The sequence below is a fragment of the Pararoseomonas sp. SCSIO 73927 genome, assembly GCF_037040815.1.
Taxonomy (GTDB): Bacteria; Pseudomonadota; Alphaproteobacteria; order Acetobacterales; family Acetobacteraceae; genus Roseomonas.
Map to the genome: position 1 here is coordinate 378,157 of NZ_CP146232.1, position 17,181 is coordinate 395,337.

A 17,181-nucleotide genomic window follows, 5' to 3' on the forward strand; every position below is an offset into this window, starting at 1 on the left:
GCGCGCTCAGCCCCTCAGCACCCGCCGCAGGCGGGCCGCGATCCCCAGCGGCGACAGCACCGGGACGCGCTCGGACCAGACGAGCGCGCCGGCGCCGTTGGCCAGGCTGCGCTTGTACTGCGCGTCCCCCGCCAGGAAGTCGTAGACGGCGTCGCCCGCTTCCAGCGCGCGCTCCACCGCCATGGCGTGGCAGGTGAGGCCGGGCTTCTCCGGCGACCCAGCCTCACCTGCCACCAGCCCGCTCTGGTAGGCGGAGACGCGCCCGCCCAGGCGGAAGTTGTAGAGATAGCCCACCTCCGCCCCGCCCGCCGTCACGCGCAGCATGTCCAGCTCGCCGCGCTCGGCGGCGGCGGCGATCAGGGCGCGGTGGAAGCGCAGCAGGAAGGGCGTGGCGAAGGCGCCGGGCAGGCCGCGGGCCTTCCAGGTCTCCCCGTGCAGGGCGCGGAGCCGCTCGAACCATTGCAGAGCCTCTCCGGCATCCGCCGCGCGGTCCAGGCGCAGCGGGCCGCGCTTCTCGAGGGCCCTGGCGGAGCGGCGCAGCTGCTGGCGCGTGTTGGCGCTGCGGGTGGCGAGGTAGTCGCCGCCGCTCGCCCTGACGGCGGCGAGGTCCAGCAGCGGCGCGGGGCGCTGATGCCGGCGCAGCGCGATCCCGCCGGCGGCGCCGTCGAGCCCGGGCGCCGTGCCGCCGAGGACGAGGCGCCGCACGCCGCGAACGCGCCACGCGGCGGCCAGCAGGGCGGCCCCGGTCCCCTCCGGGGCTCCTGCCGCGACCAGCGGCGCGTTGTGCTCGATGAAGGGCGCGTCCAGCGCCTCGTCGCCGCTCTCCGCGAGGTGGAGGCGGCCGCGGCGGCGGTTGAACAGGGCCAGCGCGAGGTCCCGCCCGCCCGCCCTCGCCCGCAGCAGCACGGGGTCGTCGTAACGCTCCTCCGCCAGGCAGCCCACCCAGCTCCAGGACCCGAAGAAGGAGAGCCCGGCCACCCCCGGTTCCAGCGCGCGCCACTCCTCTCCCAGCTGGGCAAGGTCTCGCACGGGATGGGCGGTGATCTGCACGGGCGCGATCCTGCCCCGGCAGGCCCCGGCCGCACAACGCGGGGAGAGGGGCAATGAGGGGGCCGCCGCGCCGCGTCCTGCACGTGCTGAAATACTACCGCCCCGCCTTCACCGGCGAGGGCGTGTTCCTGGAGCGCTGCAGCGCCGTGATGCAGGAGCTGTCGGGGGCGACGGAGCACGACCTCCTCGTCACCCACACGCCGCGCCCCGCGGCGCCGGATGCGGCCGCATTCTGCTCCACGCTGCGGCGGGTGGTCTACCTCAACGCCCGGCCGGCGCGGACGGCGCTGCACCACGCCCGGCTCGCCCTGTGGTTCCTGCGGAACCTGCACCGCTACGACGCCGTGCACTTCCGCACCCATGCGGACTGGTACTTCCTCACCTACCTCCTCACCCGGCTGGCCGGGCGGCGGCTGGTGCTCTCGGCGACGCTGGACGACAGCCTGCCCGTGCTCATCGGCCACTACCGGCCCGGGCTGCGGCGGCTGGCGACAGCGGGGTTCCGGCTGTTCCACGCCTATGTCGGCATCAGCCCCCGCCTGCACGGGCAGAACCGCGCCGTCGCGGCCGCGCCGGAGCGCTGCCACCTCGTCCCCTGCGGCGTCACCGTGCCGCTGGCCGCGCCCGGAACAAGGGAGCGCATGCGCCGCTCCATCGGCGCCGGGCCGGACGATCCCGTGCTGCTCTTCGTCGGCGGGCTCTGCGCCCGCAAGGACCCCCTTTTCCTCATCGAGGCGATGCCGGCGGTGCTGGTGCGGCACCCCGGGGCGCGTCTCGTCCTCGTCGGGCCGCCGCTGGAGCCGGACTACGTGCGCGGGCTGGAGCGGGCCGTTGCCGCGTCCGGGATCGGCGGGGCCGTGGTGCTCGCGGGGGAGAGGCTGGACCCGCACCCCTGGTTCGAGGCGGCGGACCTCCTCGTCTTCGCGTCCCGGCTAGAGGGGTTCGGCACGGTGGTGCCGGAGGCGATGGCGCACGGGCTGCCCGTGGTCGCGCGCCGGCTGCCCGGGGTGAACGAGAGCTTCGTGCTGGAGGGCGAGACCGGCTTCCTGTTCGAGGACCGGGCGGGCTACCTGGACGCCGTGCTGCGCCTGGCCGGGGACGCGGCGCTGCGGCGCCGGCTAGGCGCGGCGGGCAAGGCGCTCTGCGCGCGGCAGTTCGGGATGCGGGGGGTGGCCGCGCGCTACCTTGGCATCTACGGCCTCGCGGATGCGGTGCCGTCGCCGGAGGTGCCGGAGAGCGGGCTCGGCTGCACCGCCTCGATCACGGACAGCCGCTTCCACGCGCCCGCGGGCGCGGCCGGGGCCGGGACTGGGGCCGGGGCCGGGGCCGGCCGAGGTGACGCCCCGGTGCTGGTGACGATGGTGGACGCGGAGGAGGCCTTCGACTGGTCCCGCCCCTTCTCGCGCGAGGCGCGGGACGTCACCTCCATGCGGAGCCAGCACCTCGCGCACCGCGTCTTCTCCCGCCATGGGGTGGTGCCCGTCTACCTCGCGGACTACCCGGTGGCGGACCAGGATTCCGGGCGCGCGCCGCTGCGGGAGCTGCTGCGGGACGGGCTCTGCGACCTCGGCGCGCAGCTCCACCCCTGGGTCACGCCCCCCTTCACGGAGGCGGTGGGCGAGGCCAACAGCTTCGCCGGCAACCTGCCCGCGACCGTGGAGCTGGAGAAGGCCCGCCGCCTGACGCGCGCGCTGGAGGACGCCTTCGGCATCGCGCCCCGGATCTACCGCACCGGGCGCTTCGGGGTGGGGCCGCGCACGGCGGACGTGCTGAAGCAGCTCGGCTACGCCGCCGACAGCAGCGTCTCCCCCTGCTGGCCGACGGCGGCGGCGCGCCACGATCCCGCCGCCTGGGCCAGCCCGCCCGCCCCCTACTGGGTGGACCGGGAGAGGACGCTAATGGAGATCCCGGTCTCCGCCGCCCTGGTGGGCCGGCTCGCGCCCCATGGCGGACGGCTGGCGCCTCTCCTGTTCCGGCCCGGGGCGGACCGGCTGCGCCTGGCCGGCGCCGCAGCCCGTCTGGGGCTGCTGGAGCGCATCCGGCTGAGCCCGGAGGGCATGACGGTTGAGGAGGCGAAGCGCCTGACGCGCGCCATGCTGGCGGCGGGCCACCGCGTCTTCGTCCTGACCTACCACTCCCCCTCGCTGGAGCCGGGGAACACTCCCTATGTCCGCACGGCGGCGCAGCGGGACCGCTTCCTGGCCTGGCTGGACGAGTACTACGCCTTCTTCCGGGAGGAGGTGGGCGGCCGCAACGCGACCTGGCGGGAAGTGCGGTACGGCGCGGAAACGCCCGCCGCCCCGGCCCTGGCGGCGGCGTCGTGATGGAGGGCGCCATCCCGCTGCGGCAGGTCCTCACGTCGCTCGGCCTGCCGCCCCTGGGTCTCGCCATCGCCTGCGTGGCGGGCGGGCTGCTGGCCTGGCGCGGTTCGCGGATGGCGGGGCTCGGCACCGCCCTCGCCGCCTCGCTGCTCCTGCTGCTCGCCACCCCGGCCGTCTCCGCCCTGCTCATGGCCTCGCTGGAGCGGGAGATTGCCGCGCCGGCCCCGGCCCTGCGGGCGGCGCCGGCGGCCATCATCGTCCTCGGGGCCGAGGTGACGCACACCCGCCACGGCGCGGAGGTCGGGCCGCTGACGCTGGAGCGCCTGCGCGCCGGGGCCGCCCTGCAGCGCCGCACGGGCCTGCCGCTGCTCGTCACCGGGGGCGTGCTCTCGCCCGGGGACCCTGCCCTGGCCACCCTGATGGCGCGCAGCCTGGCGGATGACTTCGGAACCCCCGCGCGCTGGGTGGAGCCCCGGGCGGGCGACACGCGGGACAACGCCGTGTTCAGCGCGGCCATGCTGCGCGCCGAGGGGATCGGCGCGGCCTTCGTGGTCAGCCACGCATGGCACCTCCCGCGGGCGCTGGAGGCCTTCGGACGGGCCGGGCTGGAGACGGTGCCGGAGGCGCCCGACCTGGCCGCCGCGCCCCGCTTCGACCTGCCGCACTGGCTGCCCCGCGTGGATCGGCTGGTCGAGAGCTGGTTCGCCCTGCGGGAATGGGCGGGGAGGCTGGTCTATGCCATCCGCGACAGCGCTTAGCGAGCGGGCCGAGGCCCGGCTGGTACGGCTCGAGGAGCCGCGCCTTCCCGGCTGGTGCGACCGCCACCTGGCGCCGCCAGGGGGCGATTTCTTCGCGGGCCGGGGCTGGTACGACACCGTGCTCGCCCACGCCGTGCCGCCGGGCGCCGCGCCGGTGCTGGCCCTCTGCGGGGCGGCTCTGCTGCCCCTCATGGCCGAGGGGGGGCGCCTGCGCACCCTGGCCACGCCCTACACCCTGCGCTGGGACCCGCTGCCCGAGCCGGGCACCGGAGAGGACGCGCTGCGGGAGGCCGGGCGCGCGCTGGCCGGGCTGCTCCGCGGCCGCCCGCCAACCCGGCTGGAGGCGCTGGACGATGCCTCCCCCGCGATGGCGGGCATCGCGGACGGGCTGCGCGCCGGCGGCTTCGCCCTCGACCACTACCGGCACTTCGGCAACTGGTGGGGCCCCCTGGAGCCGGGCGGCGGTTGGACGGCCTACCTGGCCGGCCGCCCGCCCGCCCTTCGCACCACCATCGGGCGCAAGCTGGCCCGCAGCGCCCGGGAATCGCGCTTCACCCTCGTGACCGCGCCGGGCGCCGCGCTGGAGGCCGCGATCGCCGACTACCACGCCGTGCGGGACCGGAGCTGGAAGCCGCCGGAGCCCGCGCCCGGCTTCGACGCGGCGCTGATGCGGGCCGCCGCGACGCTCGGCGCGCTGCGGCTGGGCGTGCTGCACCGGGCGAGCGACGGCCGGCCCCTGGCCGCGCAGTACTGGATCGTCACGGAAGGCCGCGCCTTCCTCCTGAAGCTGTCGCACGACGAGGCGGAACGGGCGGCCTCGCCGGGCACCGCCCTCACCGCGCTGATGATCCGCGGCCTGATCGAGGAGGGTGTCGACGGCCTCGATTTCGGCCGCGGCGACGATCCCTACAAGCGGCTCTGGGTCGCGGAGCGCCGGCAGCGGGTCGGGCTGGTGGTCACGGACCCCTGGCACCCCGCCGGGGTGCTGGAACTGGCCCGCCAGCTCGCCGGGCGGGGGCGGCGGCGGGTGATGGCCTGGCAGGGGGCCTGGCGGCCGGCGCCCGCGGCGGGGGAAGCGCGGGGGGAGGACGCATGAGGATTCTCTACAGCCACCGGATCCGCTCGCGCGACGGGCAGGCCGTGCACCTGGAGGCCATGGTCGCGGCCCTGCGCGCGGACGGGCACGAGGTGCGGGTGGTCGGCCCCGCCGGCTTCGAGCGCGATGACCTCGGCGGGGACAGCCCGGCGCTGTCCTTCATCCGCCGCCGCCTGCCGGCCTGGATCGGGGAATTGGCGGAGCTGGCCTACGCGGTCCCGGCAGCGATCCGGCTGGACCGCGCCGCCGCCGCCTTCCGGCCGGAGGCGATCTACGAGCGCGCCAACCTCTTCCACCTCGCCGGGACCTTCGTTGCGGCGCGGCGCGGGCTGCCGCTGCTGCTGGAGGTGAACGCGCCACTGGCCGAGGAGCGGGCGCGCTTCGGCGGGCTCGCCCTGCGCCCCGTCGCCACCTTCCTGGAGCGGCTGGTCTGGCGCCGCGCGGACCGGGTGCTGCCGGTCACGGCCGTGCTCGAGGCACGGCTCGCGCGGGCGGGGGTGCCGGCGGCGCGCGTCACCGTCGTGCCCAACGGCATCGCGCCCGAGGACTTCCCGCCACCGGCCGAGCGGGCTGCCGGCGGTAAGATCGTGCTGGGCTTCATCGGCTTCCTGCGGGAATGGCACGGCCTCGCCTCCGTGGTGCGCGCCCTGGCGGCCGCCGGGCCGGGGACGGTGCTGCACGTCGCCGGCGAGGGTCCGGCACGGGAGGGGCTGGAACGGCTGGCGGCGGAGTGCGGCGTGGCGGACCGCGTGCACTTCACCGGCCTCGTCGCGCGGGAGAGGGTGCCGGAGGTGGTCTCCGGCTTCGACATCGCGCTCCAGCCGGCGGCCGTGGACTATGCCTGCCCGCTGAAGGTGCTGGAGTACATGGCGGCGGGCCGGCCGATCGTCGCGCCCGACCAGCCGAACATCCGGGAGCTGCTGGAGCACGGCCGCACCGCCCTGCTCTTCGATCCCGCCGATCCGGACGGGCTCTGGCGCGCCGCGATGCGGCTGGCGGGCGATCCCGCGCTGCGGCGCGCGCTCGGCGAGGCGGCGCGGGCCGAGATCCTGCGGCGCGACCTGACCTGGAAGGGGCATGCGCGCCGCGTCGCCCTCCTCGCGGCCGCGGAGGCGGATCGCCGCGTCGCCCGGCGCGCCGGCCGCGCCGTACCGGAGGCCACCGCATGACATCCACCGCGGCATCGATCCTCGACGAGGTCGCGCCCGGGAACGGGGAAGGCGCCCACGCGCCGCTGCTGCTGCACGTCTTTCCCAGCTTCGCGGTCGGCGGCGCGCAGGTGCGCTTCGCCGCGCTGGCGAACCGCTTCGGCCCGCGCTGGCGGCACGTGGTCGTTGCCATGGACGGGCGGGTGGACTGCGCGCAGCGGATCGGGGAAGCGGTCCGCCTCGCCTCTGCCGGGCCGCCCTGGGAGGGCGCGCCCAGCCCGGTGCAGCGCCTGGCGCGCATGGCCGGGCTGCTGCGCCGCCTGCGGCCGGCCCTGCTCATCACGAGCAACTGGGGCAGCATCGAGTGGGCCATCGCCAACCGCCTGACCGCCGGCCTGCCGCACCTCCACACGGAGGACGGCTTCGGGCCGGAGGAGAGCGCCGCGCAGTTCGGGCGCCGCATCATGGCCCGCCGCCTCGCCCTGCGGCAGAGCAACGTCATGCTGCCCTCCGCGACGCTGCTGCGGGCGGCGCAGCAGGTGTGGAAGCTTCCGCCGGAACGGCTCAGCCACATCCCCAACGGAATCGACCTCAGGCGGTTCCGGCCCGACGGGCCGAGGCTCGAGATCGAGGTGCCGGGGGACGGGCCGCTGATCGGCGCCGTGGCGGCCCTGCGCCCGGAGAAGAACATCGCGCGGCTGCTGCGCGCCGCGGCGCTGCTGCTGCGGGAGGGCGTGGCGTTCCGAATCGTCCTGATTGGCGACGGGCCCGAGAGGGCGGGGCTGGAGGCTCTCGCCGGGGGGCTCGGCCTTTCCGGCGTGGTGCGTTTTGCCGGCCATGTCGCGGACCCGGCCGCGGCCTACCGGGCGATGGACATCGTCTGCCTCTCCTCCGACACGGAGCAGATGCCCTTCTCCGTGCTGGAGGCGATGGCGACCGGGCTGCCCGTGGCGACGACGGAGGTCGGTGACGTGCGCCTGATGCTCTCCGCACAGAATGCCCCGCACCTGGCGGCGCGCACCGACGAGGCCCTGGCCGATGCGCTGCGGCCCCTGCTGCGCGACGCCGCGCTCCGGCGACGGATCGGCCGCGCGAACAGAGAGAAGGCGGAGCGCGACTACGACGAGGAAGCCATGTTCCAGGCCCATGCCGCGCTGATCGGGCGGACCATCACGCCATGATCGACGAGGTGACGGCCTCCCCCGCGACCCTGCAGGGCTTCCGGCTGGCCTGCCCGAAGGACCGCGGGCCGCTGGAGGCGGAGGGCGCGGCCCTGCGCTGCTGCCGGTGCGGCACCCTCTACCCCGTCATCGACGGCGTGCCCGTGCTGATCGACGACGAGCGCTCCGTCTTCGCCATCGCGGATTACGGCGGCGGCGCGGGCTACGAGGGGCCGAGCTACGGGCGCGACGCCGACCGTTCGGGCGGGCTGCGGCGCCTGTATCACCGGGCCGCGCGGCGGCTGGGCGACGCGGAGACGAGCATCCGGCACCCGGACGCGGCGGAGGCCATCGCCTACGTCGCCGCGCTGCGGCCGCGGCCGCGCGTCCTCGTCGTCGGCTCGGGCGGGCTGCGGCTCGGCGCGCCGGAGGATCGCGTGCTGAGCACGGACGTCGCCTTCGGCCCCGCCGTGGACGCGGTGGCGGACGCGCACCACCTCCCCTTCCCCGACGGGAGCTTCGACCTCGTCATCGCCGTCGCCGTGCTGGAGCACGTGGCCGATCCCTGGCTCTGCGCGCGGGAATTTGGGCGCGTGCTGGATTCGGGCGGGCATGTCTACGCCGTGACGCCCTTCCTGCAGCCCGTTCACATGGGCGCCTACGACTTCACGCGGTTCACGCCGATCGGCCACCGGCGGCTGTTCCGCCACTTCGACGAGGTGGCGGCCGGGGTGGCCATGGGGGTGGGCAGCGTGGCGGCCTGGACGATCGGCGCGGCGCTGCAATCCGCCTCCGGGCGAAGGGGATGGAGGATGGCGGCGCGAATGATGGGGCTGCTCCTCACCCCCCTTCTGCGGCGCCTGGACCGGCCCCTGCGGCACGGGGCCGACGCCGCCGGCGGCTGCTGGTTCTTCGGGCGGCTGCGGGAGGGAGCGCCGGTCTCCGACCGTGACCTCGTGCGCGACTACCGGGACCGCTTCGGCCTCGGCCCGGAACGCCTGCCCCCGCCCTGAAGCATTGCCCTGAAGCGCGTGGATCAGGTGGGCAGGGCGATGAGGTTCTGCGTCACGTAGATCTCGCAGCGCTTCACGTCGTAGGGAAAGAGCGGCAGCAGCTCGCCGTTGAGGCAGAGGCGATGGATCCCGTAGCCCGGCAGGGCGGCGAAGAAGTCGCGCATGGTTACGTGGGTCGCGATGTTGGCGGGGATGAACTCGAACTGAATCATCCCGATGCGCCGTTCCCGGATCGCGCGCTCCGCCCCCTTCAGCACGTTCAGGTCGAAGCCCTCCGTGTCGATCTTCAGGAAGTCGACCCGCTCGATCCCCTCCCTCTCGAGATACGCGTCGAGGGTGGTGCTGCGGATCGCGTGCCGCACGACCCGGTCCGCGAACATGTCCACCGCCTCATGGCTGAGGCTCGCCTGGGTGGAGCCGTCTCCGTCCGCGAAGTCGAACAGCTCCAGCTCGCCGTCCCGGTCGGACAGGGCCTCCTGCACGAGGGTGACGTTGCGGCCGGAGAGGTGCTGCGAGAGGCGCCGGAACGTGCTGGGGTGCGGCTCGAAGGCGTGGATGCGGGCCGTCGGCGCGATGCGCGAGAGGTACTCGGCGTAGGATCCGTAATTCGCGCCGACATCGAGCAGCACGCCGCCCTGCAGCCGCGGCGCGACGCTGTCCAGGAAGCGCTCCTCCGCCTTGTTCAGGCCGTGCCTGCCCTTGAAGTTGATGGCAACGCCGTTGCAGCGCAGGGCGAAATCGTAGATGGCGCGGGCGAGCCAGGACGCCGAGGGGCGGTTGATCGCCCAGATCAGCGGATAGGCCGCGGTGGCGGCCGCGCGGCGCGCGAGGCTGTCCCGCCAGGCCGCCGTGCGGATCGGGGCCGCAGGCTGCGCTGCGCGGTGGCCGTGCTCGACGGCTGAGTTCGTTGTCATGACGCCGGCGATCATACCAGCCGAACGCGACAACGCCATTGATTTCGAGGCCGTGCTGACGATCCTGCCTCAGCCCGCGGCCGGCAGGACCTGCACCGTGACGGCCGTGACGTTGTCGCTCGCCCTCGCCAGCAGCGCCGCCGCGATCAGCCGGTCCGCCCCGTCCTCCGGATCACCGGCGAGAAGCTCGGCGATGCGGGCATCGTCCAGCGCCTTGCACAGGCCGTCGCTGCACAGCAGGAAGCGGTCGCCCCGGTGCAGGGAACCGGCGCGCTTGTCGAGGTCGAGCACCTCGGGCGCGGCCCCCACCGCGCGCGTGATCACGTTGGCCTGCGGGTGGCGCGCCGCCTGGTCGGCGGTGATGGCGCCGGCCTCCAGCAGATCCTCCACCACGCTGTGGTCGCGGCTGACCTGGGTGAGCACGCCGTCGCGCAGCAGGTAGGCGCGCGAATCCCCGGCCCAGAGGCAGGCGAAGTGCCCCTGCTGCGCCAGCAGCACCACCACCGTCGTTGCCATCAGCACGTTCGGGCCGCGCCGGCCGCTCCTCTCCATCAGCGAGACATGGGTCGCCGCCAGCCGGGTCCGCACCTCCTGAAGGACCTGGCCGGGGGGAAGTCCCTGCGGGATGCTGTCCAGCGCCCCGGCCACGGCGGCCGATGCCACCTCGCCGGACTCGTGCCCGCCCGCGCCATCCGCCACGGCCCAGAGGCCGAGGTCGGGGCGGTCCACGAAGGCGTCCTCGTTGTGCCGGCGCACCGCGCCCGCATGCGTCACGGCGCGGGATCGGAAGGCGGGGCGGGTCGGGCGCCACGTGTCGTCGACGGTCGCCGTCATCGCGGATCCACCCCCCAGCCGTCGTCGATCAGCCCCGCGAAGCCGCGCCCCTCCGGCAGCCGCCGGCCGCGCTCCGCGCGCGGCGAGACGCGCGGCGCGCCCTCGGTCCACCAGGCGGCGAGGCCGGGCTCCACCACCGCCCGCGCCTCCGCGAAACCGTCCAGCGCCGCCGCGGCCAGGCCGAGCACCGCCTCCGGGTCCAGATCCCTCTCCAGCGCCTCCAGCCCGGCGCGCTCCGCCCCGGCCAGGAAGCCGTGCAGTTCGCCGGGCCGCTCCGCCCAGTCGTAGGGGGCGGCGGCGGCGACCGTCAGCGGGAAATAGCGCCCGGCGCGGTCCACGCTCGGCATCCACACGCCCGCCACGCCGTCCCGCCCCATCAGCCCCGGCGGCAGCACGAAGTGCCAGACCGGCGCCTCCAGCCACGCCGCCACCCAGTCCTCCCCGGCGATTTCCCGCACGGAGAGAAGGCCGCGCCCCCACCACGCGTCCCAGGGATCGACGAAGTCGCGCGGCAGGCCGAGGCGCACGAAGTCGCCCCGGACCGGCAACTTGCCGAAGACCCCGGCCCGCACCCCGCTGCCCTGCGCGGGCGGGGCGGCTACTCCACCCGCGGGCACCGGAATTCCTGCAGCAGCCCCGGCGCGAAGGGGTTGTTCACGGAACCGGCGCGGATCTCGAACACCGCCTGTCGGTCGCCCAGCCGATAGGTCAGGGTGAAGCGCTCCGGCGATCCCGCCGGGCGCAGCGTGCCCCGGTTGAACATGCGGAACATCGCCCAGGGGCCGTTATCCGACAGGACGCCGGTCCCGCCCGCCGGCGGCGGCTCGAAGACGAGGCGGACGTTCTGCATCCGCGTCGGGCCGGGCCAGGTGATCTGCGTTGTCCGCGGCGGGCCGTGGCTGTAGGTCACGGCCGTGCCGTCGAAGTCGAGCGAGACCTGCCGCGCCTCCGCGTCGAGCTGCGAGGGCGTGATGTCGAAGCGCACGGCCGGCGCCGCCGCGCCGCCGGAGAAGAACAGGTCCCGGATGGCCGCCGCGCGCTGAAACTGCGCGACATCGGCCTGGGAGACGGGCGCCGGCACGCCGTTCGCCGCCTGCGGCCGCCACACCGTGCCGGAGGTGTCCACATAGGGCTTGAGCTGCGTGTTGAAGAAGCCGTCGATCAGCCCGCCCGGCGCGAAGAGCTTGCCGAAATCGTCCAGCGGCGTCTCCTGGCTGCTGCCCGGCGCGAAGGGGAAGCGCCCGTTCACCGCCACGGGGCAGAGCGCCGCCGGGCCGCCCGCGCCGTTATAGGCGGCCGCCACCTGCTGCCGGGCGCCGCCGCCGCGCAGCACGTTGCCGCTGCCGGCCATGGCGAGGAGCCAGCGCGCGATCGGCTGCGGCTGCCGCTGCGCCTCCGCCCGCAGCGCCAGCGTCGGGTCCGGCCCCGGCGGGGTGGCGGGCGCGGCGTTGCCGATCGGCGCCGCCGCCAGCTTCGCCAGCTGCTGCTGCAGGTCGTTCAGAAGCTTCAGCAATTGGCCGATCGGCGCCCCCGCCCCGCCCGCGACGAGGTCGCGCAGGGCCTGGTAGCGCCGGTCGATCTCCGTGCCGGGCGGCAGGGCCGGGGCCGCGCCGGGCTGCGCGCCGCCGAGCACGGCCGTCACGCGCGACGCCTCCCCCGCCGCCGCGTTCGCCGCGCCCTGGGCGCGATTGGCCAGATCCGCCACCGCGCCCGCCACGCCGGGCGCCGGGGGCGGCGGCTCGGAAAGGGTGACCTGCCGGGCGATCGATTCCAGCAGGGCCTTCATCGGCGATTGCGGCGAGGAGAGGATGTAGAGGTCCTGCGAGGCCTGGGTGAGGCTGCGGAGCGGCACCACGTCCAGGTCCTGCAGCATCGCGTCCCAGGCCGCCGCGTAATCGGCGACGTAGAGGGCGACCACCGCCCCTTCCAGCTGCTGCAGCTGCGGCCCGGCGAGGTTCACCTCCGCGTTGGTGCCGAGGACCCAGCTCTCCGAGGCCACCTCCCGCACCGCGCCCGTCAGCGCGGGCAGCAGCACGCGGTGGAAGCCGGCGAGGGTAAAGAAGCCCGGCACGCCGGCATTCAGTGGCTGGCCGGAAGGGCGCACGAAGACGCTCTGCCCCGCCGCGCCCAGCGCCTCGGAGGGCCGCCAGGGCGGCAGCGCCTGGGCGGCGGCCGAGGGCTTGATACGGGAGTAGACGCGCGCCGCCAGCGGCACTCGGCTGAAGGTCGCCCGCGCCTGCGCCACCAGCTCCCCGTCCAGGGCCACCTGCGGCAGCGGGCCCTCCAGCAGCCGATCCAGGTGCTCCCGCAGGCTCGCCAGGACGGGGGCGTTGAAGGCGCCGGGATAGGTGTTACGCCAGTCCACCGCCATCCATTCCCGCACCAGGGCGCGGTCCAGCGGCCCCTGGTTGCCGAGCATGAGGTAGACGCGGGAGGCCTCATAGAGGAAATCCGGCCGCGTCAGGTTGCCGCGCATCTGCGCTTCCAGCCGCCAGATCATGCGCGGCAGCAGGGCGTGGTTCAGCGCGTGGCGGTACACCACCTCCGCCCCGGATTCGAGCTTGGCGCGCTGCGAGAGGCCGAAGGTGGCGATCCCGCCCTCCGGCATCCCATCGGGCCGGGAGAGCTTGCGCGCGCTGTCGAGCAGCGTCAGCAGACGCGGCAGGTCGGCATCCGCGACGGGGTCGAGCGGCAGCCGCGTGGCCCCGGCCTCGTACTCCGCCAGCGCCTTCGCGGTGGCGTCCAGCTCCGCCTGCCCTTCGGCGCGGCCCGCCATCATCCAGGCGCCGGCCAGCACCGCGACGAGCAGCAGGGAGGCGAAGGAGGCCGCGCGGACGAGGAAGCGGCGGCGCCGGACCTGCGGCGGCTCGCTCCCCAGCATCGCCTCGCCGAAGATCACGCCGGTGAGGAGCCGGTGCAGGAAGTAGCTGCGGCCGCGCTCCGGCCGCAGGCTCGCGGCGCGCTGCTGGTCGATGCCGAAGGAGCGGGCGATGGTGCCCGCCAGCCGGTCGATCGGCGTCCCCTCCTGCGTGCCGGAGGTGAGATAGACGCCGCGCAGCATCGGCGCGGGATCCATGCGGGAACCGCCGAAGGCCTCCGTCAGGAAGCCCATCACCGGCTGCTCCAGCGAGGCCACCTGGGCGGGGAAGCCCGCGATCAGCGCGCGGCGCTCCGGGCTGCGCTCCGCCTGCAGCCGCGCGAGGAGGCGGTCGTTCAGCCGCTCCACCAGCAGCCGCAGCTCTGCGGCAAACCCCTCGGCCGGGCCGGTGCCCGCGGGCTTGCGGGAACCCCTGGAGCCGTCGCCATAGGTGAAGGTGGCACCCCAGACCTGCTCCCGCCGCTCGCGGTCCAGGTCGTCGAAGAACTCGGTGAAGCCCGCCAGCAGGTCCGCCTTCGTCAGCAGGGCATAGACCGGCAGGCGGACGGCGAGCTTCTCCTCCAACTCCTTGATACGCCGGCGGATGGCGCGGGCATGGGCGATCCGCTCCTCCGCCGGGGCGGCCGCGATGTCGCTGAGGGAGATCGCGACGATTACCCCGTTCAGCGGCTGGCGCGGCCGGGTGCGGCGCAGCAGGGCCAGGAAGCCCTCCCACCCCGCGCGGTCCACCTCCGCGTTGGAATCCTGGGTGGTGTAGCGGCCGGCAGTGTCGATCAGCACCGCCTCCTCCGTGAACCACCAGTCGCACATGCGGGTGCCGCCGACGCCGGCCACGGCGCCCTGCCCCATCTCCGCCGCCAGCGGGAACTTCAGCCCGGCGTTCAGCAGGGCGGTCGTCTTGCCCGCGCCCGGCGGGCCGATGATGGCGTACCAGGGCTGCTCGTAGAGGTAGCCGCGCGTGCCCCGGGCCTTCCTCAGCAGCGCCATGGCCTCCGAGAGGCGCTCGCCGAGCGCCGCCACCTCCTCCGCCCGCTCCTGCCCGCGCGCGCTCGCGACGGGCGCGGCGATCCCCACGGCCAGTTCCGTGTCCCGCCGCCGGCGCCGCCGGGTGATCAGGAGATTCGTGACCGCCCAGACCAGCAGCATCGCCAGGATGATGGCGGCGCGCGGGATCGGGTCCTCCAGCCAGGACAGCAGCGGGCCGAAGAGCCAGACGAGGATGGCGAGGAGCGCGACGCCGACGAAGCTCAACACCCAGCGCCAGGGGAAGCGACTCAGGAAGGCCATGGCCTCAGCCTCCGGTCCGCTGCAGCACGATCTCGATCCGCCTGTTCTGCTCCCGCCCCTCCGCCGTGGTGTTCGGCGCGATCGGATCGGCATCCGCCCGCCCCTCGACGGCCAGCCGCCCGGGATCGCCCGCCGCCTCCCCCACGATGGCCGCCGCGGTGCGGGCGCGGGCGGTGGAGAGCTGGAAGTTGGAGGGGAAGGCCACGGTGCGGATCGGCTGGTTGTCGGTGTAGCCGATCACCTGCGCCGGCCCCGGCTCCGTCTTCAGCGCTTCGCCGATGCGCACCAGCACGGGCCGGAAGTTCGCCTGCACAGTGGCGCTGCCGGAGGGGAACATGCCGCGGTTCCTGATCCGGATCACCGGCGTGGCCGCGGTGCCGGTGACCGTCACCAGCCCCTCCGCGATCTCGGGCGCCAGGAAGGTCTTCAGCCGGTCCAGCGCGGTGGGCTGGTTGGAGGGCGGCGGCGGGGGCGGCGGCTGCACGATGGCGGCGCGGGAGATGGCGGGCATCGTCGCGGGCGGCGCGGCCAGCATCCGGGCGTAGAGGTCGTCCGACGCCGCGTTCAGCCCGCCGGAGGTCCAGATGAACAGCCCGCCCAGCGCGGCGAGCGCCGCCGCGCCCGCGACCCAGAGCGGCACCCGCATCCGCGCGGCGCGGTAGGGCGCGGAGACCCCGGCGGTGTGCGGCGCCAGCTCGGCCGAGGCGGCCGCCCGGTGCTTCGCGATGATCGCGTAGGTCTCCTCCCGCACCGGCTCGATCCCGGCCGGCACGTGCGGCGCGCGCCGGTACTTGCCGATGAAGCCGAGCGACATGCAGAGGTACATCAGCTCGATCACCGGCAGGAAGCGGCCGGGATTGTCGTTCATCTGCTTCAGCAGGTCGAAGAAGCGCTCGCCGCTCCGCACCTCCTGGTGGAAGGTGGACACGATGGAGCGCTCCGCCCAGCCGCCGCTGCCGCCCCAGGGGGTGGCGAGCACCACGTCGTCCAGCGTGGCGCAGAGCGCGTAGTGCGCGGGCCGCAGCTGCTCCAGCGGGATGCCGGCCCCCTGCGCCGTCTTCTCGAAGGCGCGCACCTGCGCCACCGCCCGCTCCCGCAGGTCGCCGGCCGCGGGCGGGCGGGCGGTGTTCCGCAGCCGCGTGACGAGCTGCAGCAGCGGCGAGGCGACCGCCACGAGCGGATTGACCCCGACGGCAAGGTCCGTGGTGCCCTCCGCGACCATGGGCGGCGGCACCGGCGGGGAGAGGGGCGCGGCACCCGCCGGTGCCGACTGCTGCGGCGGCGCGGCGGGGCGGCGGCCACCCGGTGCCGGACGGATGATCGTCCGATCGCTGTCGTCGGGCTCCGAGAACGGATTGTCGCTCATCCCTGCCTCCCGTGATCCGGACTAGCCCCGGATGGCCCAGAGCTCGAGGTTGAGATTGGGAAAATCGCCGGAGACGTGGATGCCGAAGCCGCCGGAGGACTGCATCTGCTGCCAGTGGGGCGAGTTGCCGTCGAGCTCGAAATAGGTGGCGCCCGCGTAGAAGGGCAGCTGGCGCGGCGCCACCGGCAGCGGGCGCACGGCGATGCCGGGCAGGGCCACGTTCACCAGTTCCCGGATCTGCTCCACCGCCCCGATCTTCACCTGCGGCGGGAAGAGGCGCCGCAGCGTCTCCGCCGGCACGTCCGCCTGCACGACGAGGACGAAGTTGGAGCCGCGCAGGATCCCGCGGTCCTTGAGCGGTCCCACGCGCACGTTGTGCCGCCGGTCCTCCAGCGGGATGGGCACGGCGTTCTGCTCGATGACGGAGGAGAGCGAGCGGCGCAGGTCCGCGACCACGGGCTCGAAGCTGCGCTGCAGGTCCGCGTGGCGGTAGGGCGGGTAGTTGGAAGGGCGCCGCCGCGCGTCGGTGAAGGTCGCGAGGTCGCCGGCGATCTGCACCAGCGCCGCGTAGAGGTCCGCCGGATGCACCGCGCCCGCATCCGCCCAGTGGCCGATGAGCTTCTGCGCGCGGTTCACGGATTGCAGCAGCAGGAAGTCCGACACGTCCGCCACACCGCGCCCGCCGGGCTGGGTCAGCCGCGCCGCCAGCGCCTCGCCGCGCTGGTTCAGCATCCCCGCCAGCTCGCTCAGCAGCCCCATCAGCGGCGGCGCGGCGGAGCAGAGCAGCGCCGGCGCGATCCAGCGCTCGTCCAACGTCACGCGCCGGTCCGATCCCACCTCCAGCACGCGCGCCAGGCCGATGCAGTGGTAACCCGCGCGGTTCTCCGTCTCCAGCATGTAGCGCATCCGCAGCCGCCCAACCTGCAGCTCGGCGGGCTGGGGGGAGCCGGAATGGGTGTCGTAGGCCTCGAATGGGCGCTGCAGCAGCCGCGCCTCCAGCACCGCGTCGGAGACGACCTCCACCGCGCCGTTCTGGCGGATCGGCAGGGCGAGGTAGACAACGGCGTTCCGCACGCTCTCCGCCAGGTCCAGCGGCACGGGCTGGTCGGTGTCGCCGGGGGTGGAGAAGGGCGTGCCGTCCTCGAACACGCCGCGGCCGGAGACGAGCGCGAACTGCCCGGTGGCGAGCAGGTCGCGGTTCACGACCATTTCCGTCATGCCCCAGCCATGCGGCCGCAGCGCCGCCGTGCGCTCGCGCACCAGCGTCTCCAGCCAGCGGTCCTGCTGCTGGAAATGCTGGGAACGGAGGAACATCCCCTCGTGCCAGACGACGCGGTTGGTCCAGCTCATGCTGCG

At 75.0% G+C, this 17,181-nt stretch carries 13 protein-coding genes; 6 read left to right on the forward strand and 7 right to left on the reverse strand.

Annotated features, from left to right (window positions below; genetic code table 11):
- Positions 1-6 precede the first annotated feature (6 nt).
- Complete coding sequence (locus VQH23_RS01905) at positions 7-1,050, reverse strand: GNAT family N-acetyltransferase (RefSeq protein ID WP_338663923.1); 1,044 nt, start codon at positions 1,048-1,050, stop codon at positions 7-9.
- Positions 1,051-1,103: 53 nt separating this feature from the next.
- Between VQH23_RS01905 and VQH23_RS01910 the strand changes: the two genes are divergently transcribed.
- From VQH23_RS01910 to VQH23_RS01935, 6 genes are read left to right on the forward strand one after another with little or no spacing between them, the layout of a single operon-like run.
- Positions 1,104-3,374, forward strand: a complete 2,271-nt coding sequence (locus tag VQH23_RS01910) for a glycosyltransferase (RefSeq protein ID WP_338663924.1) — start codon at positions 1,104-1,106, stop codon at positions 3,372-3,374.
- Complete coding sequence (locus tag VQH23_RS01915) at positions 3,374-4,129, forward strand: YdcF family protein (RefSeq protein WP_338663925.1); 756 nt, start codon at positions 3,374-3,376, stop codon at positions 4,127-4,129. Before VQH23_RS01910 ends, VQH23_RS01915 begins: the two co-directional genes overlap by 1 nt.
- Positions 4,107-5,225, forward strand: coding sequence for a GNAT family N-acetyltransferase (locus VQH23_RS01920; protein WP_338663926.1), 1,119 nt, complete (start codon positions 4,107-4,109; stop codon positions 5,223-5,225). Before VQH23_RS01915 ends, VQH23_RS01920 begins: the two co-directional genes overlap by 23 nt.
- Complete coding sequence (locus VQH23_RS01925) at positions 5,222-6,394, forward strand: glycosyltransferase family 4 protein (RefSeq protein WP_338663927.1); 1,173 nt, start codon at positions 5,222-5,224, stop codon at positions 6,392-6,394. The genes VQH23_RS01920 and VQH23_RS01925 overlap by 4 nt, the downstream gene beginning before the upstream one ends.
- On the forward strand, positions 6,391-7,554 hold the full coding sequence (locus VQH23_RS01930) for a glycosyltransferase (RefSeq protein ID WP_338663928.1): 1,164 nt from the start codon (positions 6,391-6,393) through the stop codon (positions 7,552-7,554). The genes VQH23_RS01925 and VQH23_RS01930 overlap by 4 nt, the downstream gene beginning before the upstream one ends.
- Complete coding sequence (locus tag VQH23_RS01935; protein ID WP_338663929.1) at positions 7,551-8,546, forward strand: methyltransferase domain-containing protein; 996 nt, start codon at positions 7,551-7,553, stop codon at positions 8,544-8,546. Before VQH23_RS01930 ends, VQH23_RS01935 begins: the two co-directional genes overlap by 4 nt.
- A gap of 23 nt (positions 8,547-8,569) precedes the next feature.
- On the opposite strand, the gene VQH23_RS01940 is transcribed toward VQH23_RS01935, so the two are convergent.
- The 6 genes from VQH23_RS01940 to tssK all read right to left on the reverse strand — a co-directional run bounded on the left by VQH23_RS01940 (position 8,570) and on the right by tssK (position 17,175).
- Positions 8,570-9,460 (reverse strand): FkbM family methyltransferase, encoded by an 891-nt coding sequence (locus tag VQH23_RS01940; RefSeq protein WP_338663930.1) that lies wholly within the window; start codon positions 9,458-9,460, stop codon positions 8,570-8,572.
- A 69-nt stretch (positions 9,461-9,529) separates the two neighbouring features.
- A complete protein-coding gene (locus VQH23_RS01945) occupies positions 9,530-10,294 on the reverse strand; it encodes a protein phosphatase 2C domain-containing protein (protein WP_338663931.1) in 765 nt (254 codons plus the stop codon).
- Entirely contained in the window at positions 10,291-10,911 is a 621-nt protein-coding gene (gene tagF, locus VQH23_RS01950; protein ID WP_338663932.1) for a type VI secretion system-associated protein TagF, read from the reverse strand. The genes VQH23_RS01945 and tagF overlap by 4 nt, the downstream gene beginning before the upstream one ends.
- A complete protein-coding gene (gene tssM, locus VQH23_RS01955; protein WP_338663933.1) occupies positions 10,893-14,459 on the reverse strand; it encodes a type VI secretion system membrane subunit TssM in 3,567 nt (1,188 codons plus the stop codon). Before tssM ends, tagF begins: the two co-directional genes overlap by 19 nt.
- A 4-nt stretch (positions 14,460-14,463) precedes the next feature.
- Complete coding sequence (tssL, locus tag VQH23_RS01960) at positions 14,464-15,825, reverse strand: type VI secretion system protein TssL, long form (protein ID WP_338663934.1); 1,362 nt, start codon at positions 15,823-15,825, stop codon at positions 14,464-14,466.
- Between the two features lie 21 nt (positions 15,826-15,846).
- The gene (tssK, locus tag VQH23_RS01965; protein ID WP_338663935.1) at positions 15,847-17,175 is read right to left on the reverse strand and encodes a type VI secretion system baseplate subunit TssK; all 1,329 of its coding nucleotides are present in this window, start codon (positions 17,173-17,175) and stop codon (positions 15,847-15,849) included.
- Positions 17,176-17,181 lie beyond the last annotated feature (6 nt).

Coding starts and splice junctions, on each gene's coding strand:
- tssM (WP_338663933.1), bottom strand. CDS start 14,459: ATGGCCTTCCTGAGTCGCTTCCCCTGGCGCTGGGTGTTGAGCTTCGTC.
- VQH23_RS01945 (WP_338663931.1), bottom strand. CDS start 10,294: ATGACGGCGACCGTCGACGACACGTGGCGCCCGACCCGCCCCGCCTTC.
- VQH23_RS01915 (WP_338663925.1), top strand. CDS start 3,374: ATGGAGGGCGCCATCCCGCTGCGGCAGGTCCTCACGTCGCTCGGCCTG.
- VQH23_RS01940 (WP_338663930.1), bottom strand. CDS start 9,460: ATGACAACGAACTCAGCCGTCGAGCACGGCCACCGCGCAGCGCAGCCT.
- VQH23_RS01935 (WP_338663929.1), top strand. CDS start 7,551: ATGATCGACGAGGTGACGGCCTCCCCCGCGACCCTGCAGGGCTTCCGG.
- VQH23_RS01930 (WP_338663928.1), top strand. CDS start 6,391: ATGACATCCACCGCGGCATCGATCCTCGACGAGGTCGCGCCCGGGAAC.
- VQH23_RS01910 (WP_338663924.1), top strand. CDS start 1,104: ATGAGGGGGCCGCCGCGCCGCGTCCTGCACGTGCTGAAATACTACCGC.
- tssK (WP_338663935.1), bottom strand. CDS start 17,175: ATGAGCTGGACCAACCGCGTCGTCTGGCACGAGGGGATGTTCCTCCGT.
- VQH23_RS01925 (WP_338663927.1), top strand. CDS start 5,222: ATGAGGATTCTCTACAGCCACCGGATCCGCTCGCGCGACGGGCAGGCC.
- tssL (WP_338663934.1), bottom strand. CDS start 15,825: ATGAGCGACAATCCGTTCTCGGAGCCCGACGACAGCGATCGGACGATC.
- VQH23_RS01920 (WP_338663926.1), top strand. CDS start 4,107: ATGCCATCCGCGACAGCGCTTAGCGAGCGGGCCGAGGCCCGGCTGGTA.